We start from the raw sequence: 24,410 nt of genomic DNA, 5'->3' as shown, positions 1-24,410 counted from the left end.
GAGCCAGCTCCGTAGAAATCAGGACGCAGGCATATCCCATGGATTGATCAGGTCAAGCCCGAGATGGGCGAAATCGTCGAGGTTTCGTGTCGCGAGCGGCAGTTGCCTCGCCAAGGCAATGGCCGCGATCGCCGCATCGGCGATGTCCACGAGTGGCCGCCCCGACGCGCGACGCTCGGCACGGATGCGGGCGCAGATGACAGCGGCCTCGGTATCGAAGGGGAGCACGCGCCCGGCAAAGAGGTGATTGAACACAAGATCCAAGTCTCTCGCCAGTTCGGTCCGTTTCCGACCTGCAGGCATGATCGCCAGACCGAAGCGCATTTCCATCACGCTGATGGAGGTGGTCAGAAAGCGATCGGGCGGCCGGCTGTCGACCCAGGACAGCACGTTTGCATCCGGCTTGTCGCGTGACAACTCGGAGATGACGTTGGTGTCCAGAACGATCATCGATCAGGTTCCGGACCGCGAAAGTCTTTCGGATCGCCTTCCGGCCAAGGCTCACGCTCTGGAAGGTCCAACCCGCCGTGACGAACAAAAAGCGCGTGTATCTTGCTCCCCAGCCCGAGTTCGGGATCGGACAAAATCGCGTCATCCTCCCTGACGGCTGCGCCGCGAAGAATCGATACAACCTCAGCCTCAAGGCTCCGCCCGTGCGTCGCCGCCAGTCGGTTGAGGCCGGCCAACGTTTCAGGATCGAGGCTTGAAATCGTCAACGCACTCATGGGCGGCATCTCTTGTTCACTCAATGTCCCCAAGATAAGCAAAAACCGGCGGAGGAACAAGCCGCCGCCGGTTCTTGCCGGCTTTCATGCGATGCAAGAGCCTTGGACGAACAGATCAGTCCCGGAGCAACTCGTTGATCGAGGTCTTCGAGCGGGTCTTCTCGTCCACCTTCTTGACGATGACGGCGCAATAGGTCGACGGACCCCAGGTCTGGCCGGGCAGCGGCTTGCCGGGGATCGAGCCGGACACCACCACCGAATAGGGCGGCACCTTGCCCATGTGGATCTCGCCGGTCTCGCGATCGATCACCTTGGTGGACTTGCCGATGAACACGCCCATGGAGATCACCGAGCCTTCGCCGACGACGACGCCCTCGACCACTTCCGAACGGGCGCCGATGAAGCAATTGTCCTCGATGATGGTCGGGCCGGCCTGCATGGGCTCAAGCACGCCGCCGATGCCGACGCCACCGCTCAGATGCACGTTCTTGCCGATCTGGGCGCAGGAGCCAACGGTCACCCAGGTATCGACCATGGTGCCGGTATCGACATAGGCGCCGAGATTGACGAAGGAGGGCATCAGCACGGCGGTCGGGGCGATATAGGCCGAGCGGCGAACGATGGCGCCCGGCACCGAACGGAAGCCGGCTGCCTCATAGGCGGCAGCGTCCATGCCGTCGAACTTGGAGGGCACCTTGTCCCACCACGAGGCCCCGCCGGGGGCGCCGGAGATCATCTGCATCGGCGTCAGGCGGAAGGAGAGAAGAACCGCCTTCTTGAGCCACTGGTTGACCAGCCATTCGCCGTCGATCTTCTCGGCGACACGCACCTTGCCACCATCGAGCAGGGTCAGCGCAGCTTCCACGGCGTCACGCACATTGCCCTTGGTGTCGACGGAAATGGAGTTGCGGTCTTCCCAGGCGGCGTCGATCGTCGTGGCGAGATCGGAGTAGGCGGCAGAGGCGGCAGTCGTGGTCATCGGCGTCTCCAGAACAGGCGGGTTTCCGGGACGTCTTTAGAGACTAACGCCCGTCTGTGCAACCGGCGGCGCCTAGGTGAGGCTGCGAATAGCTGACGCGCCCGCTCAATTGAACAGCTGGGGGATGCCTGTGCGGCGCCAGAGCTTGTGCGCCGAATGGCCGACGCTATGCACGCCGGAGCGGGTCGCGGACCATCCGGCTTCGACCGCTTCGCCCGTCGCGTCGACGGTGGCCTCTGCGGCGGAACCGATGGCGCTGCCGGTGGCTTTGACGCCCTTCATGAAGGCGGGCAGTGGTTCGGTATGACGCGTCGCCGGACCGCTTGCAACGACCGGCTTGACCGGCGGCAGCGGCGCCGTGGCAGGCGAGCTGATCACGGCGCCGTCTTCCACCAGCGCGGCTTCAGCGGCACCGGCACTCAACACAACAGCGGCAACGACAAGAGCGCGGAGGAGGTCGGCGTGTTTCACGGGGGCATTTCCCTTGCGGCAGCTCAGCGAGCAGGACATTGGACAGCGCGTCAACCGCGCCGGCCTGACTCCGCCTTACGGGATGGTTTGCGGGATCAGTGCCCAGCCGCGACGCAAGCCTGTCCATCGATCTTGACGAGGCCCTTCGGCTTGTAACTGGACATTGCCATACGCACGGCCAAATCCACCATGCAGGCGTACTCGTCCATGCGGTCCTCGTTTTCGGTAAGCGCGGTCACCTTGATGCCGAACTGCGGCTTGCCGCTCAGGGGGATGTCGTAGCTTTCCGGGCTGAAGCCGACGGTCACCTCGTTGCGATAGAGCCAGCGACGCGCAGCGCCCTTGCCGTACCAGGCGCCGTGATCGGCCTGTTTGACGACGTTCACAACCACATCGGCACCTGGCCCGCCCTTGGCTTTCATGCCGGTCTTGGCGATGGACTTGGCAAGCGGCGGCACGAGATACTCACCGTAGCCGCTGTCATACTGGCTGGATGACAGCTGGAGGATGTAGCTCTTTCCAGCCAGAAGGTTGTCCCCGGCGGCAGCCGGGGACAAGAGCAGGATCGAGAGGGTTGCGAGGCAGAGGCGTTTGAACAACGGCATGATCGGGTCGGTTCCCCAAACTGGTCTCCGAGCGTTACGGGATGACGCAGCCTCTTCCCCTGGCCTTCTCACGCGGCCGGTGCCGCAGCATCCAGGTCAGCAAAGGTGGCGAGTGCCGTGTTGATGCCATTGATTGCCGCGGGCATGCCGCCATAGACGGCCATCTGGTAGATGACTTCCAGAAGCTCGGTCCGCGTCGCGCCGGCAGCGAGTGCATGGCGGATGTTGATGGCCAGCTGTGGTCCGGTCTGTCCACCCAGCGCCGTCAGCGCCGCCACCGTGGCGATCTGCCGGGTCCTGAGGTCAAGGCCGGGCCGGGCATAGTGGCGGCCATAGGCATACTCGACCATGGTCTCGGTGAAGCCCGGCAACACGGCGTCATAGCCGGCCAGCATGTCTTCCAGCGCCGGATTGAGGATGGCGACCACGTCGCGGCCGCGGTCGAGTGCGGGACGGGTGTCGCTCATTCCGCGGCCTCCGCGATATCGGTTGCTGATTCCTCGGCCCGGTACCAGGCGATCTTCTCGTCGAGCTTGCCGAGGTTTTCGCTGAGCTCAGCGATCTTCAGCGCCACCTTGGCCCTGTGGGCTTCCATCAGGCGGCGACGCTCGCCATTGGTGGAGGGTCCCTTGGCCCGGAGCTGAGCATAGCGGACCATGTCGGCGATCCCCATGCCGGTCGCCTTGAGGCGGCCAACGAACTCCAGCCAGCGCAGGCTCTCGGCGCCGTAGATCCTGTGGCCGCTGCGATCGCGCTGCGAGGGCGGCAGCAGGCCGATGTCTTCATAGTAGCGCAGGGTGTCGACGGTAAGCCCCGTCGCCCGCGCCAGGTCGCCAATCTTCATGGTCGGTCTCCTTGGTCTGATCAACCGACCCCATCAGTTACCCCCTGGAGTGCACTCCAGGTCAAGCGCTGATTTCGCGCCCGCGCAATTCGGACGCAGAATGACGAACGGGTGGACGCCTGGCGCCCACCCGCTTGCAGAATCGACACTATTGATGGTCGGCGGACGATCAGCCGTGGCGGAACTTGCCGTCCTTCTTGTCCTTGTGCGGCTTGTAGGGCTTGCCTTCCTTCGGGCCAGACTTGCCAACCGGCTTGGCCTTGCGGGCGTCAGGCCCCTTGCGCACGTCCATGGGGGGCGTGGGGATTGGCTCCATCACGGCGCCGTTCTCCAGCGGATGGGCGGCGGCCCGCTCGACGATGGCCGCGACGTCCTGCGCCACTTCGAAATAGGTCTCACGGTCGCGGATGTCGATGGCGCCGATCCGGTTCTTGGAGATCTTGGCGGCGCGGCTCAGGGCCGGCAGCAGCCAGCGGATGTCGAGATTGTCCTTCCAGCCCATGGACAGGCGGAACCAGGCGCCGCCGGCCACGCGCTCGCTGCTGGCCTGCGCCGGCGTCTTGCGCTCGGGCTTTTCACGCGGATCGGTGATCTCTTCCGGCTCGGGCATGCCGGCGCGATAGAGGCGGATCAGTGCGGCGGCCAGTTCCTCGGCGCTCTTCTGCGCGACCAGCGAGGCCACGAGTTCGGCGTCATCCTCGGCAATTGCCTCGCCCAGCAGTGGGTCGGCCAAAAGACGCGTCTGGTCCTGACGATGGATCTCGTCGGCCATCGGCGGGCCGCTCCAGTTGGCGACGATACCCGCGCCTGCCATCAGGCCGTCAGCGCGACGGCGGCGGCTGATCGGAACCAGAAGGACGCTGGTGCCCTTGCGGCCGGCACGACCGGTGCGGCCGGAGCGATGCAGCAGCACTTCTGGATCATGCGGCAGGTCGGCGTGAATGACGAGGCCGAGGTCGGGCAGGTCGATGCCGCGGGCGGCAACGTCGGTCGCCACGCAGACGCGGGCGCGACCGTCACGCATGGCCTGAAGCGCCTGATTGCGTTCGTTCTGACCCATCTCGCCGGACATGGCGACGACGGCAAAGCCGCGTTCCACCAGCGCGCCGTGCATGTGGCGCACACCCTCACGGGTGCCGCAGAAGACGATGGCAGCACCGGCCTCGAACCAGCGCAGCACGTTGACCACGGCCTTCTCCACTTCGTGCGGCAGCACGCGGATGGCGCGATAGTCGATGTCGGCATGGGCCTGGCGCTGGTCGATCACGTCGATGCGGGCGGCGTCACGCTGGTAATGCTTGGCCAGACGGGCGATTTCGCTGGGGATCGTCGCCGAGAACAGAAGCGTCTGGCGTTCGGCCGGCGTCGTGTCGAGGATGAACTGCAGGTCTTCGCGGAAGCCGAGATTCAGCATCTCGTCGGCTTCGTCGAGCACCACGGCACGCAGGTCCGACAGATCGAGCGCGCCGCGTTCAAGATGGTCACGCAGGCGGCCGGGCGTACCGACGACGATATGCGCGCCCTCGGCAAGGCCGCGCTTTTCGCGGCGCGGGTCCATGCCGCCGACGCAAGGCAGGATGCGTGCATGGGTTTCGCCATAGAGCCAGGTGAGTTCGCGCTGCACCTGCAGGGCCAGCTCGCGGGTCGGTGCGATGATCAGCGCCAGCGGACGGGCCGGGGCGCCGAAGAATTCGGCGTCGCCCAGGAGCGTCGCGGCAATGGCGAGACCGAAGGCCACGGTCTTGCCCGAGCCGGTCTGCGCCGACACCAGCATGTCGCGGCCCGACAGGGCGGGATCGATCACCGCCGCCTGAACCGGCGTGGGATCGACGTAGGACTTGGCCTCGAGCGCGCGCGCAAGGCTGGGGTTGGTCACGGTAAAGGGCATTAATCTCTCTAGGTCTGGCAGTCGCGGCCGGCGCCCGGGCAGACCCCTGGGCTTGATTCGGCTACGATCGAGCGACTGCCGCAATGACCCACATGCAACACCTGCCGGAATGGCAGGATCGCATTGCCCTCTCTCCAGATGTCTGGAACTGGGCGCTTCCCTGCCTGATGCCAGGGCAAGCCACGTCAGAAGGTCCGTATCGGCGCGCTACGGGTGAAACGGAAAACGGCGGCCCGTTCGTGAGAGCCGCCGATGCTGGCTTCATACAGGAGGTGCCCGCGAGACACCAGCTCCCTTTTTGCATGGGAGCCCGTCACCCTCCCCCGCCGCGCGATCATCGACGACTGTCGGCCAGCCCTTCGACGAACAGGCTCAGGTCTTCCGTCACGTGATCCACATGCGGCGACTGTTCGCCGCCCTCTTCCCAGGCATCCCGAAACTGGATGTGGCCGCCCGTGGGCACCACGAGCACGGTCCGCATGCCCATGGCGTGCGGGACGGCAAGATTGCGGGCGAGATCCTCGAACATGGCGGCGCGTTCGGGGGCGACGCCGGTGTGACGCAGGAAGCTGTCATAGGCCTCGCGCTGGGGCTTGGGCACCAGGTCGGCGGCGACGATGTCGAAAATGTCGTCAAAGGCATCGCCGATTCCGAGATAGTCCATGGTGCGTTCGGCATGACGGCGCGAGCCGTTGGTGAAGACGAACTTCCGGCCCGGCAGCCGCTTCAACGCCGCCGCCAGCAGCGGATCGGGGCGCACCACGGAATGGTCGATGTCGTGGACATATTCAAGGAAGCCATCGGGCGTGACGCCATGCTCCTCCATCAGGCCACGCAGCGTGGTGCCGTAGCGATGATAATAGTCCTTTTGCACCACATTGGCGCGCTCGGGCGGCATGTCGAGCAGGCGCGCGACGAAGTCGCGGATGCGCACGTCGATCTGTGCGAAGAGGTTCGTCTCGGCCGGATAGAGCGTGTTGTCGAGATCGAACAGCCAGAAGTCCACATGCGCAAAGCCGCCGAAGTCCAGGACGGGCCGGGTTTCAAGGACGGCGGGATGGGAAGGAGCGTTCAACGGCGGGTCCTCATTGCGGAGCGGCGGAAGGTTGAGTTTGGCAGCTGCGGGTAACCGATTAATTAAACGTTCACTATGTTGGTCGTGTGGCGCAACAAAAAAGGGCCGCGACACCAGCCGCAGCCCTCATTTTCTTGCGTTCAGCCCATGGATTATACCGAGTGTCATTGAAAATGACCTCGGTATCCCGCTTTCGAATTTCTCATGCCCTTGATGCAGATGAGAAATTCGAAATATCTGCAATGAGCCGATGCGTCGGCATCTTGGGCAGAATTGGTATTACTGGGTGATCAGCGTGCCGGCACCGGTCTCGGTGAAGATCTCAAGCAGCACCGAATGCGGCGTCTTGCCGTTGACGATCACCACCGCCTCGACACCGCGCTCCAGCGCGTCGAAGCAGGTTTCCACCTTGGGGATCATGCCGCCGGAAATGGTGCCGTCGGCGATCAGAGCCAGGGCCTCGGCCTTGGACAGCTGCTTGATCAGGCGGCCCTGCTTGTCGAGCACGCCCGGCACGTCGGTCAGGAAGAGGAGACGCGCGGCCTTCAGAGCGCCGGCAATGGCGCCGGCGAAGGTGTCGGCGTTGACGTTGTAGGTCTCGCCGTCCTCGCCCGGAGCCACGGGGGCGACCACCGGGATGAGGTCTTCCTTGGCGACCATGTCCAGCATGGCCGGGTTCACCGTCTTGGGTTCACCCACGAAGCCCAGGTCCACCACCTTCTCGATGTTGCTGTCGGGGTCGCGCATGGTGCGCGTGGCCTTCTGGACAGTGACGAGATTGCCGTCCTTGCCGCAGAGACCGATGGCGCGACCGCCCTCGGCGTTGATGGCGGAAACGATATTCTTGTTGATCGAGCCGGCCAGCACCATCTCGACGATCTCGACGGTGGCCTTGTCGGTCACGCGCAGACCGTTCTTGAACTCGCTCTTGATGCCGAGCTTGTCCAGCATGGCGCCGATCTGCGGCCCGCCGCCGTGCACCACGATCGGCTTCATGCCCGACTGCTTCAGCAGCACGATATCGCGGGCAAAGGCACGCGACAGCGCCTCGTCGCCCATGGCGTGGCCGCCGTATTTCACGACGATGGTCTTGTCGTCATAGCGCTGCATATAGGGCAGCGCCTCGGAAATGATGCGAGCCCGCGAGACCATGGCCTCTTCGGTGCTGGCGGAAGTATCGGCGTTGACGGACATGGCCGGCCTCAATCGTCAGTGCGGGGAGAATTCCGGCACGCCGTATAGCGGATCATGGGCGACGCCTCAATGACGGATATCACCTCGCCCACGCAAATGCCGGACAATCGGTCGGAGCGCGCCGGACGGGGAGCCATTGGCCCACCGCCGGCGGAGTCTTCTTAATAGGTCAGCAGCCCCGCGATCGTGGAACGCAGCCCTTCGATGCCCAGTCCCTTTTCGCTGGACGTTGCCAGCACTTCGGGAAAGGCGGCCGGGCGCTTGCGGATGCGCTCAACGGTGTCGGCGACGACCTTCTCGAGGCCGCCCGGCTTCAGCTTGTCGGCCTTGGTCAGCACGATCTGATAGGAGACGGCTGCCCTGTCCAGCATGGTCAGCACACCGTCGTCGTTGGTCTTCAGACCATGACGGGCGTCGATCAGCACATAGACGCGGCGCAGGTTGGGCCGCCCGCGCAGATAGTCGCGGATCAGCTGGTTCCACAGATCCACCTTGTCCTTGGGCGCCTCGGCATAGCCATAGCCAGGCATGTCCACCAGGATCAGGCCAGCGTCGCGCTCGGGGCGGAACAGGTTGAGTTCCTGCGTCCGTCCCGGCGTGTTGGACGTGCGGGCGAGGCCCTGCTGGCCGGTGAGCGCGTTGATGAGGCTCGACTTGCCGACGTTCGAGCGGCCGGCAAAGGCAATCTCGATCGTCCCCGAAAGGGGCGGCAGGTCGTTCACGGTCTGCATGCCGCGAATGAACACCCAGGGACGGGCGAACATCAGGCGGATGGCCTCGGGATCGATCGGAGCCCGGCCGGCAAGGTCTTGGGTCATGGCGTTTCCCCGCTCACCCTTTCGAGGGCATCCACGTCGGCGCCCATGATCAGTTGCAAATGTTGTGTAATCCGTTCGGCGGGCCAGTTCCACCAGGCAATGGCAAGAAGCCTGTCCACAATCCCCTCATCAAAGCGCCGCCTGACCACGCGAGCTGGGTTGCCGGCGACGATCGCATAGGGCGGCACGTCGCGGCTGACCACGGCTTCGGCAGCGATGATGGCGCCATCGCCGATGCGGACACCCGGCAGGATGGTCGCCCGGCGCCCGATCCAGACGTCGTTGCCGACGAGCGTATCGCCCTTGAGGCCCGCAAGAATCGGCGCCATGTCGAAATCCTTCTCCCAGCCCGATGCGAAGATCTGGAAGGGGAAGGTGGAGATGCCGCCCATCAGGTGGTTGGCCCCGCCCATGATGAAGGAAACGCCGGTGGCGATTGCCACGAAGCGTCCGATCACCAGACGGTCGCCAAGGAAGGGATAGTGATAGAGCACGCACTTCTCATAGAAGCGCTCGGGCTCCACCGGATCATCGTAATAGGAAAAATCGCCGATTTCGACATTCGGCGCGTCCACCACGGCTTTCAGGAACACCACGCGCGGGTGTTCCGGCATGGGGTGAACGATGGACGGATCGGGATGAGGGAAGGTGTGGGCCATGATCTGCGCTTTCGCAAAATTCAACCTTGTCCCGGCGGACCCATCGGGCTTGCCAGGGGCGGTGAAACGCGGCGGAACGTGCGACGCCCGCCGGGCGATCAGTGGATCATGGCCCTCAACTCCTCTTGCCTGGAGCACCCGCCGATCATGTTGAACCAACATGATCGGCGGGTGCTCAAACTCTTGAATCTGGAGCGATTTCTTGTCGACCTGACGATTCCGTCAGGTCGGAAAGCGCTCTATGGTCAGCCCGCCTTGGCCTTCTTGCCGAAGGTGGACTTCAGATTGTCGAACAGTTCGATCCTAACGCCGTTCTTCTTCATGATGAAGGACTGCTGCAGGATCGACAGCGTGTTGTTCCACGACCAGTAGATCACCAGGCCAGCCGGGAAGGAGGCCATCATGAAGGTGAAGATGATGGGCATGTAGGTGAACATCATCGCCTGCGTCGGGTCCGGCGGCGCCGGGTTGAGCTTCATCTGGATGAACATGGTGACGCCCATGATCAGCGGCCAGACGCCCAGCATCAGCATGGCCGGCGGCGCCCAGGGGATGAGGCCGAACAGGTTGAAGACGGTGGTCGGGTCAGCCGCCGAGAGGTCGTGGATCCAGCCGAAGAAGGGCGCGTGACGCATTTCAATGGTCACGTAGAGCACCTTGTAGAGCGAGAAGAACACCGGGATCTGCAGGGCGACGGGCAGGCAGCCGGCAACCGGGTTGATCTTCTCCCGCTTGTAGAGCTCCATCATCGCCTGCTGCTGCTTGACCTTGTCATCAGCATACTTGGTCTTCAGCTCGTTCATTTCCGGCTGAATCTTCTTCATCTTGCTCATCGACGCATAGGACTTGTTGGCGAGCGGGAAGAAGATGGTCTTGACGATCAAGGTCACCAGGAGAATGGCGATACCGAAGTTGCCGACATACTTGTAGAGCGTGTCGATCAGGCGGAACATCGGCTTGGTGATCCAGTAGAACCAGCCCCAGTCGATCAGGTGATCGAACTTGTCGATGCCGAGTTCCGTCTCATAAGCGTCGATGCGCGACACGGTCTTGGCGCCGGCGAAGAGGCGGGTCTCGGTCGAAGCAGAGGCGCCCGGAGCAACAGCCAGCGCGTCGCGCAGGTAGTTGGCCTGGAAGGTGTCGATGGTTCCGGCCTGGGCGAAGGAATACTTCGGCGTGAAGGTCGCCTCGCCCGTGGGGATCAGGACCGCGGCCCAATACTTGTCGGTGATGCCGAGCCAGCCGTAGGAAACCGGATCGGTCTTGACCATCAGCTCCTTCTTGAGGTTGGCATAGGTCGTCTCGTTGAGGCCATTGTCGCCGAAAACACCGACCATGCCCTCGTGCAGCACCCAGGCGGTACGGTCCTTCGGCTCGCCGTAACGCGTCACCAGACCATAGGGATAGAGCGTCACCGGAGCGGCGGTCTTGTTCTCGACCGAGTCCTTGACGTCAAACATGGTGTGCGGATCGACCGAGATGGTGCGCGAGAAGACAAGGCCCTTGCCATTGTCCCAGGTCAGCGTCACCGGCGTTGTCGCCGTCAGCTTGGCGCCGGCGGGCGCCGTCCAGACGGTATCGCTGGTGGGCACCGGCGTCGCATCGCCGGCGGGCGCCTTGAAGCCGAATTCGGCATAATAGGCGTTTTCGGTACCGAACGGGTTCAGCAGCTTCACCAGCGGCGAGTTCGGATCGATGGTCTCGCGGAAGAGCTTCAGCGAAAGGTCATCGATGCGCGCGCCGGTCAGGCTGATCGAGCCGGACAGTTCCGGCGTATCGATGGCGACACGGGCGCTGGCAGAGATGGCGGCATCGCGCGTGACGAAAGCCTGGGCTACGGGCACGGCGCCATCCACACCGGCAGCCGGCGCCCCTGTGCCGGCAGCGCCGGCGGCCACCGTCTGCTCCTGCTTGGCCTGCTCGGCCATGCGAGCCTTGTCGAGCTGCGGCTTGGCGATGAAATACTGCCACCCCAGCAGGATCGCGAGCGACAGGGCGATCGCCAGAAACAGATTGCGATTTTCACTCATTGGCGGGTTTCTTCCTCGCTTGATGCCGCAGGCGGCACCTCTTTATTCTGCGCGGCAGCTTTGTGCGATCCGTTGCCGTCCGCATTGCGCCGCTTGCCGGCCGCCCTTATGGCGCCAGCCACGTCGGCCATCAGATCGGCGAAAGGCATGTCGAGTGCCGCATGCCGGCCGATCAGCACCAGATCCTGACCGGGGGCCGCATGGCGTTGCCCTTCCAGCCGGACGGCTTCCTTGAGACGGCGCCGGATGCGATTGCGCACCACGGCATTGCCGGTCTTCTTGGTGACGGTGAAACCGAAACGCGAGGCTTCGGCTTCGAGACCCGGCACAGCACCCTCACGCCAGGATGATTGCAGCAAAAAGCCGCGCCGGGGCGTTCGCGCACCCCGGGCGACTTTCAGGTAGTCCTTGCGCTTCTTCAGCCGATCCATGGCAGCGGGCTCCGTCCCCTCATTCAGGGCCTTGAGCCGCACGCGGCGGCTGATCAGGCCGAAAGGCTCTTGCGCCCGACAGCACGGCGACGGGCAATCACCTTGCGACCGCCAGCGGTGGCCATGCGGGCACGGAAGCCGTGACGGCGCTTGCGGATGAGCTTGGACGGCTGATAAGTCCGCTTCATTGTTCTTTCGCCCGCTTGTGCGGGCGTCCTCATTCGTCGTGCCCCTGCCCCGGCGGCAGTGTCGCGCCCGGTCAGTCGGCAGGTTGTTGCCAAAAATGGAAATGCGGCGCCTTCCGCCAGCGGCAAACGCCCCGGCAGACCGGCACCTCTCCGATCGATGCGGGCTTATACGGGAGCGCAACGGCGCCGTCAACGGATCAATGGGAGACAGACCCGGAATCCGCTGGGCATCCGAGGAAAATTGCATTGCCGTGTTACAACGGGACATAATCTTACAAAATATTTCGCCAGATCCGCTCATCAGCCTCTTCCAATTTCTGACGAAAGGAACAGATAGAAGGGCAATTTGATTTGGGACGGGTGAGATGCATCAGTCAGACGATTTGCCGTTGAAGGAAGAGACGGCCATGCCGCTCGGAGATCCCAAGCGGGGTCTCTCCTTCAAGCTGCTGCTGATGACCATTCTCTTCGTGATGTTTGCGGACATTCTCATCTACTTTCCGCTGATCTCCAACTTCCAGAAGGACGAGATCGAAAAGCGCCTGCGGACCGGCGTGATCGCCGCCCATGCGCTGACCGCCTATCCCGAGGCACCGCCGCGCGACATCCAGGCCGACATGCTGTCCCAGGTCGATGCCTATGCCATCGCAGTCCGGACCGATGGCATGAAGCAGATGGTCGCCGTTGCCGACACCCCACCCACGGTGGATCGCAGCATCGACGTGCGGCAGACGAGCTTCCTCGACCTGCTGAGCGAGGCGACCAACACGCTGCTGCTCGGCGATGACAGGACCATCAAGGCGACCGGAGCCTATGGCGCCGACGGCGAAATCGAAATCGCCTTCTCCGAACGCGGACTGCGGCGGGCCATGATCGAGGCGTCGGGAACCATCTTCCTGATATCGCTGACGATCTCGGCCATCACCGGCATGCTGGTCTATTACAGCATCCGCTTCCTGTTCGTTCAGCCCATGCGCAAGCTCGGCATTCAGCTCGAACGGTGGAGCCACGACCCGGAAGCCACCGCCTACCACGTCATCCCCTCCGGCCGCACCGACGAGCTCGGACACGCGGAGCTGGCGATCGCCTCGATCCAGCGCCGCATCGGCGACATGTTCAAGCAGCAGCGCCGCCTGGCCGATCTGGGGCTCGCGGTCTCCAAGATCAATCACGACCTGCGCAATCTGCTCGCTTCGGCGCAGCTTGTCTCAGATCGCCTGACCTCCATTCCCGACCCGACGGTGCAGCGCTTCGCCCCCAAGCTGGTCAGCACCATCGACCGTGCGATCACCTACTGCCAGTCGGTCCTTGCCTATGGCAAAGCGCAGGAAGCGCCGCCCAACCGGCGCCTCGTGGCACTGGTGCGCCTCGCCAACGATGTGGCCGACGTCACCGGCATCAGCCATCACGCCAGCATCGAATGGGTCAACGCCGTCCCCGATTCGCTCGAGGTGGACGCCGATTCAGATCAGCTCTTCCGCGTGCTGCTCAATCTCACGCGCAACTCCGTGCAAGCGCTCGAGCAGACCGCCGACAGCGCCATGGTCAAGCGCATGACCATCTCCGGATCGCGTGAAGGCAGTGTCGTCCGCATCCGTGTGGCCGACACCGGACCCGGCCTGCCAGAGAAGACGCGAGAGACCCTGTTCAAGCCCTTCCAGGGCTCCGTGCGCCCTGGCGGCACCGGCCTTGGCCTTGCCATCGCCGCCGAACTCATCCGCGCTCACGGGGGCACGATCGTCGCGCTCGAGAACCAGCCCGGCGCCACCTTCGAGATCGAAATTCCCGACCGTTCAGCCTCCCTGGCAGACGCCCGCAGCCGCAAGACCGGATGATCCAATATCCGGCTCATCTGTAGCGGAGGTGGCGGAAGCGCCACTTCCAACAATGCAAGCCATTGTAATTTAGCGCTTTTCCTTTTTTTCCCATTTTCGCGCACGAAATCTGAGAAAGCACTTGCAATCAGAAACGCGACGATATAGACACTGCCCATCGATCGGGACCGACCGATCCCGGCGAAGAAATTTCTTTGCCATGGCATGCGCTCGTAGCTCAGCTGGATAGAGCATCAGACTACGAATCTGAGGGTCAGGAGTTCGAATCTCTTCGAGCGCGCCATTCTTCTTCGGTCAATCCACACAAGACTGATGTGATTGAGCTGGTTGCTGTCGCCTGTCGCGGCCACTGCATCGTTGCGCCGTTGGCGTTGCCTTGCGTGCGTGAAGGCTCCGGAATCGACACTCCCCAGGAACGACGCGCCCGACGTGGTCGCCGGGCGCCTTTATCTGGTCAGGCGTTATCCTTTCAGCCTGCCCGCAGGCTGCTGACAAACTCCGACACTTCGCGCTGCAGATCTCGGGACTGAGTCTGCAGATTGTCCGACAGGCCCATCAGCTGCGTTGCCGCTGCGCCCGTGGTTTCCGCCGCGTGGCCGACGCCGGCTATGTTGCCGGTGACGTCCTGCGTGCCGGTGGAGGCCCGTTGGGTGTTCTGGGCGATCTCGGAGGTGGCAGCCCCCTGCTCTTCCATGGCACCGGCAATGGAGGAGGTGACGTCGCGGATCGAACTGATGGTGCTGACGATGCGGCCGATCGACTGCACCGTCTCGTTGGTCGCGTCCTGGATCTCACCGATCTTGGCGCCGATCTCGTCGGTAGCCTTGGCCGTCTGGGATGCCAGCTGCTTGACTTCCGAGGCCACCACCGCAAAGCCGCGCCCCGCCTCGCCGGCCCGCGCCGCTTCAATGGTGGCATTGAGCGCCAGAAGGTTGGTCTGCTCGGCGATGTCCCTGATGAGATTGACCACGTCGCCGATGCGGACTGCCGCCTGCGTCAGTTCGCGCACGTTGCTTTCGGTGCGGGCGGCCTCACTTGCGGCCTCGCCGGCGATCTGCGCCGATTTCGTCACCTGGTGGTTGATCTCGCGGATCGAGGCCGACAGCTCTTCGGTTCCAGCCGCAACGGTCTGCACATTGGACGCAGCTTCCTCTGCAGCTCCCGACACGGCCTGCGCCTGCCGCGACGTCTCCTCGGCCGTGGCCGAAAGATTGCGGGCGGATGAGGCCACTTCCTGGGACGAATGGGCGAAGCGATCGGCCAGGGCGCCCATGGAGGCCTGGAACCGGTCAGCCAGCTGATTGCGTTCGACGACCGCCGCTTCCTGCGCCCGCCGCTCCTGCTCGGCCTGGTTGGCGCGCAACTGCTCTGCCTCGATCAGACCGTCGCGGAAGATCTTCAGCGTGCGGGCCTGATCGCCGATCTCGTTGCGGGCGTCTTCCGAGGGAATGGGCGTGTCGAGCCGCCCCTCGGCCACGGCCTGCATGGCCGCCGTGATGCGCGTCAGCGGACGCGACACACCGAACAACACGAAGGCGATGGTGGACAGACCGCAGAGGGTCGCAACGGCACTCACCACCAACACCGACCAGAAGGCCATCTCATAGGTGGAGATCGACAAGTCCTTGGCCTTTTCGGCCCCCTTGTCGTTGTACTCTATGTCCTTGTTCAGCGAGTCCATGGCCTTGTTGAAGTCGCTCGCCGACGCATTGAGCAGCTCGGCGGCCTTCTCATTCTCGTTCTTGCGGCTCAAGTCGAGAATCTGGTCCTGGATCTTGTTGTAGGCTGGCCATTCGGTGGCAAAGACATTCCACAGCGCCTGCTCGTCAGACCCGGTGATCGTCGGCGTGTAGAGCTTCGAATAGGTGTCGACGTCTGCGAGGGCGGCACCGATGGACGTCTCGATTTCCTGCATCTTCGCCGCGTCGGTGTTGGTCACGTGACGCGCGCCAAGCATGCGGTATTGAATGGCCGCAGCCCTCACCCGCCCGAGGTTGGTGACCGCCGGCATCCAGTTGTTGGTGATGTCATAGGTTGCCGCCTGCATGGCGCCCATCTTGGTCAGAGACAATCCTCCCAGCACCCCGATCAGGAGAACGAGAAGGGCGGCAGCGCCAACCAGAAGGGTCTTGATCGTCAGCTTCATTTCCTACCCCACGATTATGCCTTCGCGCGCCGCCGGAATGACCTTCCGCGGCGGGGACACGGACCTTGATCGGTCCGGCCCACCCGATCGGCAACAAGCCAGCCCCCCGGCAATTGCCGGGGCAGTGATTGACTGCACTTGATCGAACGCGAGTTCTTCTTTTTCAGGCGCTCAGCCTGAAGAGATGTCTATGGACGTATGCACTCTCTAGACTGCAGAGTGGGGCACGACGACCTGTCCAAGGTCTATCTGGTTCCCGCAAGGGAACTCGGAAGCTCAACTCCATGCTATCGCGCAATAATTACCCGTCGGTTTATATTGATACTTATTCAATTGGTTCCGAATGTAACAACTTACGATATATTTATCCCCATGGTAACTTTGACTAGTCCATTGACGAACTCTCAATGATCTCAACCAGACCCTCCGTATAAATTACCTCTCTCCATCGACCACGAGCTGCCTCAACTGCCCGCCTCTTTCACCGGCTGCATCACGACATAGGTGGACGTGCTGGCCACGTGGGGCAGACTTGATATCTTTTCGCCCAACACCTGCCGGTATTTATGGATGTCGGTGGTCCGGACCTTGAGGAGATAGTCGAAGGAGCCGGCGATCATGTGGCACTCCTCGATCTCCCGGACCTTGTTGGCGGCGCGGTTGAACTCGTCGAGCGCCTTTTCGCGCGTATCCGACAGCTTCACCTCGGCAAAGGCGATGTGGTCGAGGCCGAGTTTCGGCAAGTTGAGCACGGCACGGAAGCCCAGGATATATCCCTCATCGACAAGGCGTTTCATGCGCACCTGACAGGGTGTCTTGGAGAGGCCAACCTTGCGGGCAAGTTCGGTCACCGCCATGCGGCCATCTTCGGCCAAGGCGGCCAGAATCTTCCGGTCAAACGGGTCGAGTTGACTTATGTTCGGCTCCCTATCCATTCTTCATCCTATCATTGGCTATTCAAATAGGCGATTTGCCTTCCATTTTCGTCGATTTCAGGCAAAATGACCAGACGCCGACTGGTATGATTTCTCCCACATTTCCCGCAGATTTTCGTCGACCGCCACGTGAGCGATGCTCGACGAAGCCATGCCCGACAGGAGACTTCAGCCATGAACGCCCCCCTGCCCACGTCCCCGCTTGCTTCCGCTCCTCCGTTTGCCACCTTTGCACCGCCGATCCGACCGCAGGGCCCCTTGCGGCAGGCGATCACATCCGCCTATCGCACGCCCGAGACCATCTGCGTTCCGGCCTTGCTGGCAGCAGCGGCCCTGCCCGCCGGTCAGCGCCAGGCGATCGCCGCCACCGCCCGCAATCTCATCACGGCGCTGCGCGCCAAGCCGCGCAACAGCGGCGTCGAGGGGCTGGTGCATGAATACTCGCTGTCGAGCGAGGAAGGCGTCGCGCTCATGTGCCTGGCCGAAGCGCTGTTGCGCATTCCCGACACGGCGACGCGGGACGCTCTGATCCGCGACAAGATCGCCGACGGCGACTGGGCCGCCCACATGGGTGCTGACCGTTCGCTGTTCGTCAACGCCGCCACCTGGGGCCTCGCGGTCACCGGCAAACTAACCGGCACCGTCAACGAGCGCGGCCTCGGCGCCGCTCTCACCCGCCTGATCGCCCGCTGCGGCGAGCCGGTGATCCGGCGAGGCGTCGATCTCGCCATGCGCATGATGGGCGAGCAGTTCGTCACCGGCGAGACCATCGACGAGGCGCTCAAGCGCGCGCGGACACTGGAGAAGAAGGGCTTCCGCTATTCCTATGACATGCTCGGCGAAGCGGCCACCACGGCCGCCGACGCCGACCGCTACTATCGCGATTACGAAACGGCCATCCACGCCATCGGCAAGGCTTCCGCCGGCCGCGGCGTCATCGAAGGCCCGGGCATTTCCATCAAGCTGTCGGCCCTGCATCCGCGCTATGCCCGCGCCAAGACGGCGCGCGTCATGGGCGAGCTGCTGCCGAGGGTGAAGGCGCTGGCGCTCATCGCGCGCGGCTATGACATCGGCCTCAATATCGACGCAGAGGAAGCCGACCGGCTGGAACTGTCCCTCGATCTCCTCGAAAGCCTCTGCCTCGATCCGGATCTCGCCGGCTGGAACGGCATGGGCTTCGTGGTGCAGGCCTATGGCAAGCGCTGCCCTGCGGTGATCGACTTCATCATCGACCTTGCCCGCCGCGCCGGTCGCCGCGTCATGGTGCGCCTGGTCAAGGGTGCCTATTGGGATGCCGAGATCAAGCGGGCGCAGGTGGATGGCCTCGACGACTTCCCGGTCTACACCCGCAAGGTCTACACCGACGTGGCCTATGTGGCCTGTGCCCGCAAGCTCCTGGCCGCTCCCGATGCGGTCTTCCCGCAGTTTGCCACCCACAATGCGCAGTCGCTCGCCACGATCTACCATCTGGCCGGTCCCGCCTATCATGCCGGGCAATATGAGTTCCAGTGCCTGCATGGCATGGGCGAGCCGCTCTATGAGGAAGTGGTCGGCGCCGGCAAGCTCGACCGTCCCGCCCGCATCTATGCGCCCGTCGGCACCCATGAGACGCTGCTGGCCTATCTCGTCCGTCGCCTCCTGGAGAACGGCGCCAACTCCTCCTTCGTCAACCGCATCGCCGATCCCAAGGTGTCGATCGACGAGCTGGTGATCGATCCGGTCGAGCAGGTGCGCGCCATGGCCGTGCCCGGCGCGCCGCACGAGAAGATCGCCCTGCCCGCCGCCCTCTACGGCGCCACGCGAGCCAACTCCGCAGGTCTCGATCTGTCGAACGAAACCGTGCTCGCCGATCTCGACGCCGCATTGCAGGCGTCCGCCGCCAGGAGCTGGACGGCAGAGCCCATCCTGGCCGTTGCCTCGGAGGCTGCGGCGCCTCGCCCGGTCCTGAACCCGGGCGATCACGGCGACCACGTCGGCGAGGTGTGTGAGGCCAGCACGGCGGATGTGCGCGCCGCGCTCACCGCCGCAGCCGCCTTCGCGCCCGACTGGGCGGCAACGCCGGTGGCAACACGCGCCGCCTGCCTCGACCGCGCCGCCGATCGGCTGCAGGCGGAGATGCCGCATCTCCTCGGCCTCATCATGCGCGAGGCCGGCAAGTCGGCCCCCAACGCCATTGCCGAGGTGCGCGAGGCCGTCGACTTCCTGCGCTACTACGCCGAGCAGGCCCGGACCACCTTCGGCCCCTCCCAGCAGGCGCTCGGCCCCATCACCTGCATCAGCCCGTGGAACTTCCCGCTGGCCATCTTCACCGGGCAGATTGCCGCCGCGCTGGTGGCCGGCAACCCGGTACTCGCCAAACCGGCGGAGGAGACCCCGCTGATCGCCGCTGCCGCCGTGCGCCTCCTGCACGAAGCCGGCGTGCCTCGGGCGGCGCTGCAGCTCCTGCCGGGCGACGGTCGCGTCGGCGCGGCGCTGGTTGCGGCCCGCGAGACGGCGGGCGTGATGTTCACCGGATCGACGGAAGTCGCCCGGCTGATCCAGCGTGAGCTTGCCACCCGCACCACGCCCTCGGGCAAGCCGATCCCGCTGATCGCCGAGACCGGCGGCCAGAATGCCATGATCGTCGATTCCTCGGCGCTGGCCGAGCAGGTGGTCGGCGACGTGATCGCTTCGGCTTTCGACAGCGCCGGCCAGCGCTGCTCGGCCTTGCGCGTCCTCTGCCTGCAGGAGGAGGTGGCCGACCGCATTCTCACCATGCTCAAGGGCGCGCTGACGGAACTGGACATCGGCCGCACCGACCGTCTCGCCGTCGACGTCGGCCCGGTGATCACCGCCGAGGCCAAGGCCACCATCGATGCCCATGTGGCGCGCATGGCCGCGCGCGGCCACAAGGTCGAACAGCTGCCGCTGCCAAGCGCGACCGATCGCGGCACCTTCGTGGCGCCCACCATCATCGAGGTCGCCGGGCTCGCCGATCTTGGCCGTGAAGTCTTCGGCCCGGTGCTGCATGTGGTGCGCTACAAGCGGACCGACATCAACCGGCTGATCGACGACATCAACGCCACCGGTTACGGCCTCACCTTCGGCCTGCACACCCGCATCGACGAGACCATCGAGCATGTCACCAGCCGCGTCGCCGCCGGCAATCTCTATGTGAACCGCAATGTCATCGGCGCCGTCGTCGGCTTGCAGCCCTTCGGCGGTCGCGGCCTGTCCGGCACCGGACCGAAGGCGGGTGGTCCGCTCTATCTCGGCCGCCTCGTCACGCCGCCGCCAGAGCAGCCCTTGGGAACAACTTCCGCGGCCAAGCCGCTCACGGACAGTCTGGCCGCCTGGCTGGACGAACGGGGCGCCGAACAGGATGCCACCGCCGCGCGCAGCTTCGCCCGGCAGTCGCGGCTCGGTCTCAAGACGGAGCTCTCCGGCCCGGTCGGCGAGCTCAACGCCTATGCCCTGCATCCGCGCGGCCGGGTGCTGATGATCGCCGAGACGCAATCGGGCTTCCTGCGCCAGCTGGCCGCCTGCCTTGCCAGCGGCAATCAGCCGGTGGTGGCCAGCCATTCGCGTCTTGAGGCGCTTGCCGCCGAGCTGCCCTCCGCGCTAGCCGATGCGATCACCTGGACGGCCGATTGGCCCACCGCCGGTCCCTTTGCGGCCGCTCTCGTCGAGGGTGACGCTGCGGCGGTCACCGGCGTCTGCGGCACGCTGGCCGGCCTGCCCGGCGCCATCGTGACGGTACAGGCGGCATCTCGGGAGGAGATCGCCTCGGGTGCGCTCGGCTATGCGGTCAATCTGCTGCTCGAGGAAGTGTCCACCTCCGTCAACACGGCTGCGGCCGGCGGCAATGCCAGCCTGATGACCATAGGATGAGCAGGCGCCGCCATTTTTCCTGATGAGCCCTGTCCCGCCTTCCTGTAAGCAAGGCGGGACAGAACAGCCTCAGGCACAAGCATGACCGACGACGACAGCCTCCGAACCATCACCCTTTACGAGGCGCTTGGTGGCGAGCCAACCATCCGGGCCCTGGTGCGCCGCTTCTATGAGCTGATGGACAGCCTGCCCGAGGCGCGCGAATGCCGCGCCATCCACGGGCCGAGCCTCGCCGGAGCCGAGGAAAAGCTCTACGAATATCTGACCGGCTGGACCGGCGGGCCGCAGCTCTACCAGGACAAGTATGGCCACCCCATGCTGCGCCGTCGTCACCTGCCGGCGCCGATCGGTCCGCGCGAGCGCGACGGCTGGCTGTTGTGCTTCCGCCGGGCGCTCAACGAAACGGTGGAGAGCCAGCAACTGCGCGACATCGTGTTCGAACCGATCCAGCAGCTCGCCTTCCACATGCAGAACAAGCAATAAGCGCCTCCTGCAAAGCCTTTCCAGCGCCGCGCCGCCGTGTCAGTAGTTGGAACGGCGATTGCTTGGCTTTCGCCGCGCTTCCAACTGCCACAGGTTGCCCATGACCCGACTGACCCACGACAGCCTTTCCGCCATGATCGACCAGGGCCGCGGCGTTGCCGACGCCGATCTCGTGCTGAAGGGCGGCCGCTTCCTTGATCTCGTCACCGGCGAGCTTGTCGCCTCCGACGTGGCCATCAGCGGCGACCGCATCGTCGGCACCTTCGGCGACTATCGCGGCAAGCGGGAAGTGGACGCGCGCGGCAAGGTGATCGTGCCGGGCTTTGTCGATACGCATCTGCATGTGGAATCGTCGCTGATCGCCCCGCAGGAGTTCGATGCCTGCGTGCTGCCGCATGGTGTCACCACGGCGGTCTGCGATCCGCATGAGATGGCCAACGTGCTGGGCGCCGAAGCCTTCGACTATTTCCTGCGCTCGGCCGAGACCACGGTGATGGACCTGCGCGTGCAGCTGTCAAGCTGCGTGCCGGCCACCGAACATCTGGAAACCTCCGGCGCCACGCTGCGCGCCGCCGATCTGGCGCCCTATGTCGGGCATTCCAAGGTCATCGGCCTTGCCGAGTTCATGAACTTCCCCGGCGTGCTCTACAAGGACCCGATCTGCCTCGACAAGCTGATCGACTTCCAGGGCGGGCATATCGACGGGCACGCCCCGCTGCTGCGCGGCAAGGATCTCAACGGCTATCTCGCCGCCGGCATTCGCACCGATCATGAGTGCACCCGCGCCGATGAGGCTATGGAAAAGCTCTCCAAGGGCATGACGGTGCTGATCCGCGAGGGCTCGGTCTGCAAGGATCTGCATGCGCTGATGCCGATCATCTCCGAGCGCACCTCGCCCTTCCTTGCCTTCTGCACCGATGACCGCAATCCGCTCGAGATCGCGGAAGAAGGCCATCTCGACTTCCTCGTCCGCACCGCCATTGCCGCGGGCGTGCCGCCCTTCGTGGCCTATCGCATCGCCTCATGGTCGGCGGCGCGCGCCTTCCGCCTTTATGATCGCGGCCTTGTGGCCCCGGGCTATCGCGCCGATCTGGTCCTCCTCGATGACTTTGAGACCTGCCGCGTCGGCGCCACCGTGGCGGCAGGCCGTCTCGTCGAGCCTACCCTGTTCGCGGCCCGGCCGAAGATCGCCCCGATTGGTCGCAACAGCGTCAAGGCGCGCCGGGTTACCGCCGAAGATTTCCGCGTGCGCTCCGCAGGCCCGTCGACGCCGGTGATCGGCATCATCCCCGGCAAGATCATCACCGCGCGCGTGGACCTCAGCCTGCCCTTCCGCGACGGCGAGAAGTTCATCGACCTCGATCAGGATGTGGTGAAGGTGGCCGTGGTCGAGCGGCACGGCAAGTCCGCCCCCGGAGCCGGTATCGGCTGCGCTTTCGTCAAGGGATTCGGCATGAAGCGTGGCGCGATCGCCTCATCGGTCGGCCATGACAGCCACAACATCACCGTGGTCGGCGCCAACGAGGCCGACATGGCACTGGCCGTCAACCGCCTCGGCGAGATCGAGGGCGGCTTTGTCGTCACCGAGGGTGGGCGGGTGCTGGCAGAGATCGCCTTGCCGATTGCCGGCCTCATGAGCCTCAAGTCGCATGGCGAGGTGCATGACGACCTGTTGCCGCTGCGCCGTGCGGCGCGCGAAGCCCTCGGCGTCACGCTGGCCGAGCCATTCCTGCAGGTGGCCTTCCTGCCGCTGCCGGTGATCCCGCATCTCAAGATCACCGACAAGGGGCTGGTGGACGTCGACCGCTTCGAGCTGATCGACGTCTGAGGCTGTCTTCAAAGGCGGGCGGACCGCCTCACTCGTTGAAGGTGAAGGTCCGCACTTCGCAGATGTTCACGCCCTGCTTCACCGCGTCGGTGCCGTCGTTGAAAACGGCGCGCAGGTCGTATTTGCAATAGCCGGTGCCGTCATCGATGTTGATGCGCACCTTGGCGCCGGGGGCAAGCGTATCATTGCCCAGAATGTCTTCCTGCCAGGACTTCTGCCCGACGGAGGAGGCGTAGAATTCATTGATGGTATAGGATGTGTTGTTGACGATGACCACATGGCGATCAAGCGCCAGTGCACCGCCCATGCCGAGCAGCGACGCAACGAGACCGACGCAAAGCGCCGCGGAAGCCTTGTAAACCGACATCATTTCCCCCCGATGGATGAGCCCGCACACAAATCGCGGCCTCAAGAAACTCTCCTGGCCCTTACGGGCTGATCATAAGCCCATTTCCGCCTCTCGGACGTTCAAAGGCCGTAGGCATAAAACCCTATGACGCGGTAATGACCGCCCTCTCGACCAAAGCACAGATGCTGCTGGCTGAGCCCGTGAAAGACCTCGTCGGGATCCTGCACCCAGCCCTTGACACCATTGGACAGCGTCACCTGCAGCCAGCCCTTGTCCAGCGCGCCTTGCACGCCATCATAATTGGACAGGAACAGCGTCATCGCCGGCAGCGTACCGACGGCCGGCGCCTTGGCCTTCGGCTCGGCGCGAAGCTGCCGCGCGTCGAGGAAAAGGCGCAGGCTGGCGGTATCAAGGTCGTCGGTGGCGGCAAACGCCTTGGCTGCGGACCAGTCGACAGTCAGCTCAGCGTCCGAGCAGACCGCACCGGGAAAGCCGGGCATGCGGCCATAGGTCATCGGCGCGCTCGCGTGACGAACCAGCACCTGCATCAGCTCCGGCCGATAGTCGGGTACCTTTGCGCCCGGCGGCAGCTCGCCTTGCTCGACGAGGAATGACTCGGCAACGGCCAGCGGCGACCGCTTGTCAGGCGCCATCCGATGCCAGGGCTCGTCGGGTTCCAGACCACGATTGAAGACGGTGAGGCGCGGCGCGAACAGGGAAGCCACATCGGCATAGTCGCTGTCCGCTGCCCCGTCCGGACGGCTGCGTCCGGCCTTGGCGGCGAGATCGGCGAGAAAGGCGCTGAGTTCGGCGTCAGGCGTCACCGCGTCCTTGCGCATCGCGCCCAGAGCACCGGTAATCACAGGTGCCGGCGTTGTCACGGCCTCCGGCTGAACGCTTTCGCCCTCGCCGCTTTGACAGGCCGCAAGCGCCAGGCCCAAGGCAAGCGTCGCCGCAAACTGGCGCATGATCCCCCCAATGAATGATTGGCCAGTTCCGACCCGCCTGTTCCCCCACGCGCCGGCCCGACCCAATGAATCTGATTTGTATCTAACGG

General features: G+C 64.4%; 23 protein-coding genes and 1 tRNA gene. 5 read left to right on the top strand and 19 right to left on the bottom strand.

The annotated features are described in order from the left end of the window. Positions 1–18: 18 nt before the first annotated feature. The 15 genes from L2I41_RS02640 to rpmH form a co-directional block, all read right to left on the bottom strand. On the bottom strand, positions 19–450 hold the full coding sequence (locus tag L2I41_RS02640; RefSeq protein ID WP_237151958.1) for a type II toxin-antitoxin system VapC family toxin: 432 nt from the start codon (positions 448–450) through the stop codon (positions 19–21). Continuing rightward, on the bottom strand, positions 447–725 hold the full coding sequence (locus L2I41_RS02635; RefSeq protein WP_237151957.1) for a FitA-like ribbon-helix-helix domain-containing protein: 279 nt from the start codon (positions 723–725) through the stop codon (positions 447–449). The genes L2I41_RS02640 and L2I41_RS02635 overlap by 4 nt, the downstream gene beginning before the upstream one ends. Positions 726–840: 115 nt before the next feature. Continuing rightward, the gene (gene dapD, locus L2I41_RS02630; RefSeq protein ID WP_237151956.1) at positions 841–1,704 is read right to left on the bottom strand and encodes a 2,3,4,5-tetrahydropyridine-2,6-dicarboxylate N-succinyltransferase; all 864 of its coding nucleotides are present in this window, start codon (positions 1,702–1,704) and stop codon (positions 841–843) included. A gap of 105 nt (positions 1,705–1,809) precedes the next feature. Then, a complete protein-coding gene (locus L2I41_RS02625; protein WP_237151955.1) occupies positions 1,810–2,175 on the bottom strand; it encodes a polysaccharide deacetylase family protein in 366 nt (121 codons plus the stop codon). 95 nt (positions 2,176–2,270) lie between these two features. After that, positions 2,271–2,780: a hypothetical protein gene (locus L2I41_RS02620; RefSeq protein ID WP_237151954.1), complete on the bottom strand. Its 510-nt coding sequence runs from the start codon at positions 2,778–2,780 to the stop codon at positions 2,271–2,273. A 68-nt stretch (positions 2,781–2,848) separates the two neighbouring features. After that, entirely contained in the window at positions 2,849–3,247 is a 399-nt protein-coding gene (locus L2I41_RS02615; RefSeq protein ID WP_237151953.1) for a carboxymuconolactone decarboxylase family protein, read from the bottom strand. After that, a complete protein-coding gene (locus L2I41_RS02610) occupies positions 3,244–3,624 on the bottom strand; it encodes a MerR family transcriptional regulator (RefSeq protein WP_237151952.1) in 381 nt (126 codons plus the stop codon). The genes L2I41_RS02615 and L2I41_RS02610 overlap by 4 nt, the downstream gene beginning before the upstream one ends. A 169-nt stretch (positions 3,625–3,793) precedes the next feature. Further along, positions 3,794–5,512: a DEAD/DEAH box helicase gene (locus L2I41_RS02605; RefSeq protein ID WP_237151951.1), complete on the bottom strand. Its 1,719-nt coding sequence runs from the start codon at positions 5,510–5,512 to the stop codon at positions 3,794–3,796. Between the two features lie 334 nt (positions 5,513–5,846). After that, on the bottom strand, positions 5,847–6,587 hold the full coding sequence (locus L2I41_RS02600; RefSeq protein ID WP_237151950.1) for a pyrimidine 5'-nucleotidase: 741 nt from the start codon (positions 6,585–6,587) through the stop codon (positions 5,847–5,849). A gap of 279 nt (positions 6,588–6,866) precedes the next feature. Beyond that, on the bottom strand, positions 6,867–7,739 hold the full coding sequence (gene argB / locus L2I41_RS02595) for an acetylglutamate kinase (RefSeq protein ID WP_390633808.1): 873 nt from the start codon (positions 7,737–7,739) through the stop codon (positions 6,867–6,869). A gap of 203 nt (positions 7,740–7,942) precedes the next feature. Continuing rightward, entirely contained in the window at positions 7,943–8,599 is a 657-nt protein-coding gene (gene yihA, locus L2I41_RS02590) for a ribosome biogenesis GTP-binding protein YihA/YsxC (protein WP_237151948.1), read from the bottom strand. Continuing rightward, positions 8,596–9,258 (bottom strand): CatB-related O-acetyltransferase, encoded by a 663-nt coding sequence (locus L2I41_RS02585; protein ID WP_237151947.1) that lies wholly within the window; start codon positions 9,256–9,258, stop codon positions 8,596–8,598. Before L2I41_RS02585 ends, yihA begins: the two co-directional genes overlap by 4 nt. A 245-nt stretch (positions 9,259–9,503) precedes the next feature. Next, on the bottom strand, positions 9,504–11,288 hold the full coding sequence (gene yidC, locus L2I41_RS02580; protein ID WP_237151946.1) for a membrane protein insertase YidC: 1,785 nt from the start codon (positions 11,286–11,288) through the stop codon (positions 9,504–9,506). Beyond that, complete coding sequence (gene rnpA / locus L2I41_RS02575) at positions 11,285–11,761, bottom strand: ribonuclease P protein component (RefSeq protein ID WP_237151945.1); 477 nt, start codon at positions 11,759–11,761, stop codon at positions 11,285–11,287. The genes yidC and rnpA overlap by 4 nt, the downstream gene beginning before the upstream one ends. Before the next feature lie 11 nt (positions 11,762–11,772). After that, positions 11,773–11,907, bottom strand: a complete 135-nt coding sequence (rpmH, locus tag L2I41_RS02570; RefSeq protein ID WP_237151944.1) for a 50S ribosomal protein L34 — start codon at positions 11,905–11,907, stop codon at positions 11,773–11,775. A 365-nt stretch (positions 11,908–12,272) separates the two neighbouring features. Between rpmH and L2I41_RS02565 the strand changes: the two genes are divergently transcribed. Together L2I41_RS02565 and L2I41_RS02560 are read left to right on the top strand one after the other, a co-directional pair. Continuing rightward, complete coding sequence (locus L2I41_RS02565) at positions 12,273–13,742, top strand: ATP-binding protein (protein ID WP_237151943.1); 1,470 nt, start codon at positions 12,273–12,275, stop codon at positions 13,740–13,742. Positions 13,743–13,948: 206 nt separating this feature from the next. After that, positions 13,949–14,025: transfer RNA gene (locus tag L2I41_RS02560), tRNA-Arg, on the top strand. A 186-nt stretch (positions 14,026–14,211) separates the two neighbouring features. On the opposite strand, the gene L2I41_RS02555 is transcribed toward L2I41_RS02560, so the two are convergent. Next, positions 14,212–15,888: a methyl-accepting chemotaxis protein gene (locus L2I41_RS02555; protein ID WP_237151942.1), complete on the bottom strand. Its 1,677-nt coding sequence runs from the start codon at positions 15,886–15,888 to the stop codon at positions 14,212–14,214. Between the two features lie 464 nt (positions 15,889–16,352). Beyond that, positions 16,353–16,823 (bottom strand): Lrp/AsnC family transcriptional regulator, encoded by a 471-nt coding sequence (locus tag L2I41_RS02550; RefSeq protein WP_237151941.1) that lies wholly within the window; start codon positions 16,821–16,823, stop codon positions 16,353–16,355. Between the two features lie 174 nt (positions 16,824–16,997). Between L2I41_RS02550 and putA the strand changes: the two genes are divergently transcribed. The 3 genes from putA to ade all read left to right on the top strand — a co-directional run bounded on the left by putA (position 16,998) and on the right by ade (position 23,004). Then, positions 16,998–20,693 (top strand): trifunctional transcriptional regulator/proline dehydrogenase/L-glutamate gamma-semialdehyde dehydrogenase, encoded by a 3,696-nt coding sequence (gene putA, locus L2I41_RS02545; protein ID WP_237151940.1) that lies wholly within the window; start codon positions 16,998–17,000, stop codon positions 20,691–20,693. 81 nt (positions 20,694–20,774) lie between these two features. After that, positions 20,775–21,176 (top strand): group II truncated hemoglobin, encoded by a 402-nt coding sequence (locus tag L2I41_RS02540; protein WP_237151939.1) that lies wholly within the window; start codon positions 20,775–20,777, stop codon positions 21,174–21,176. A 100-nt stretch (positions 21,177–21,276) separates the two neighbouring features. Beyond that, positions 21,277–23,004 (top strand): adenine deaminase, encoded by a 1,728-nt coding sequence (gene ade, locus L2I41_RS02535; protein WP_237151938.1) that lies wholly within the window; start codon positions 21,277–21,279, stop codon positions 23,002–23,004. Positions 23,005–23,032: 28 nt separating this feature from the next. Here ade and L2I41_RS02530 read toward each other — a convergent pair whose 3' ends face one another. Both L2I41_RS02530 and L2I41_RS02525 read right to left on the bottom strand, forming a co-directional pair. After that, entirely contained in the window at positions 23,033–23,371 is a 339-nt protein-coding gene (locus L2I41_RS02530) for a hypothetical protein (RefSeq protein WP_237151937.1), read from the bottom strand. Positions 23,372–23,472: 101 nt separating this feature from the next. After that, positions 23,473–24,321: an SH3 domain-containing protein gene (locus L2I41_RS02525; RefSeq protein ID WP_237151936.1), complete on the bottom strand. Its 849-nt coding sequence runs from the start codon at positions 24,319–24,321 to the stop codon at positions 23,473–23,475. Positions 24,322–24,410: the final 89 nt, after the last annotated feature.

The sequence above is a fragment of the Oryzibacter oryziterrae genome (assembly GCF_021864535.1).
Lineage (GTDB): Bacteria > Pseudomonadota > Alphaproteobacteria > Rhizobiales > Pleomorphomonadaceae > Pleomorphomonas > Pleomorphomonas oryziterrae.
Note: the sequence above shows the minus strand (reverse complement) of the source record. Positions and strands in the feature narration are given on the sequence as shown.

Excerpts from the sequence above, each read along its gene's own strand:
- L2I41_RS02640 (WP_237151958.1), bottom strand. The coding sequence starts at position 450 with ATGATCGTTCTGGACACCAACGTCATCTCCGAGTTGTCACGCGACAAG.
- L2I41_RS02610 (WP_237151952.1), bottom strand. The coding sequence starts at position 3,624 with ATGAAGATTGGCGACCTGGCGCGGGCGACGGGGCTTACCGTCGACACC.
- L2I41_RS02635 (WP_237151957.1), bottom strand. The coding sequence starts at position 725 with ATGAGTGCGTTGACGATTTCAAGCCTCGATCCTGAAACGTTGGCCGGC.
- ade (WP_237151938.1), top strand. The coding sequence starts at position 21,277 with ATGACCCGACTGACCCACGACAGCCTTTCCGCCATGATCGACCAGGGC.
- L2I41_RS02620 (WP_237151954.1), bottom strand. The coding sequence starts at position 2,780 with ATGCCGTTGTTCAAACGCCTCTGCCTCGCAACCCTCTCGATCCTGCTC.
- L2I41_RS02540 (WP_237151939.1), top strand. The coding sequence starts at position 20,775 with ATGACCGACGACGACAGCCTCCGAACCATCACCCTTTACGAGGCGCTT.
- L2I41_RS02525 (WP_237151936.1), bottom strand. The coding sequence starts at position 24,321 with ATGCGCCAGTTTGCGGCGACGCTTGCCTTGGGCCTGGCGCTTGCGGCC.
- yihA (WP_237151948.1), bottom strand. The coding sequence starts at position 8,599 with ATGACCCAAGACCTTGCCGGCCGGGCTCCGATCGATCCCGAGGCCATC.
- L2I41_RS02555 (WP_237151942.1), bottom strand. The coding sequence starts at position 15,888 with ATGAAGCTGACGATCAAGACCCTTCTGGTTGGCGCTGCCGCCCTTCTC.
- L2I41_RS02615 (WP_237151953.1), bottom strand. The coding sequence starts at position 3,247 with ATGAGCGACACCCGTCCCGCACTCGACCGCGGCCGCGACGTGGTCGCC.
- L2I41_RS02565 (WP_237151943.1), top strand. The coding sequence starts at position 12,273 with ATGCATCAGTCAGACGATTTGCCGTTGAAGGAAGAGACGGCCATGCCG.
- yidC (WP_237151946.1), bottom strand. The coding sequence starts at position 11,288 with ATGAGTGAAAATCGCAATCTGTTTCTGGCGATCGCCCTGTCGCTCGCG.
- putA (WP_237151940.1), top strand. The coding sequence starts at position 16,998 with ATGAACGCCCCCCTGCCCACGTCCCCGCTTGCTTCCGCTCCTCCGTTT.
- L2I41_RS02530 (WP_237151937.1), bottom strand. The coding sequence starts at position 23,371 with ATGTCGGTTTACAAGGCTTCCGCGGCGCTTTGCGTCGGTCTCGTTGCG.
- argB (WP_390633808.1), bottom strand. The coding sequence starts at position 7,739 with ATGGTCTCGCGGGCTCGCATCATTTCCGAGGCGCTGCCCTATATGCAG.
- rpmH (WP_237151944.1), bottom strand. The coding sequence starts at position 11,907 with ATGAAGCGGACTTATCAGCCGTCCAAGCTCATCCGCAAGCGCCGTCAC.
- L2I41_RS02550 (WP_237151941.1), bottom strand. The coding sequence starts at position 16,823 with ATGGATAGGGAGCCGAACATAAGTCAACTCGACCCGTTTGACCGGAAG.
- dapD (WP_237151956.1), bottom strand. The coding sequence starts at position 1,704 with ATGACCACGACTGCCGCCTCTGCCGCCTACTCCGATCTCGCCACGACG.
- L2I41_RS02585 (WP_237151947.1), bottom strand. The coding sequence starts at position 9,258 with ATGGCCCACACCTTCCCTCATCCCGATCCGTCCATCGTTCACCCCATG.
- L2I41_RS02605 (WP_237151951.1), bottom strand. The coding sequence starts at position 5,512 with ATGCCCTTTACCGTGACCAACCCCAGCCTTGCGCGCGCGCTCGAGGCC.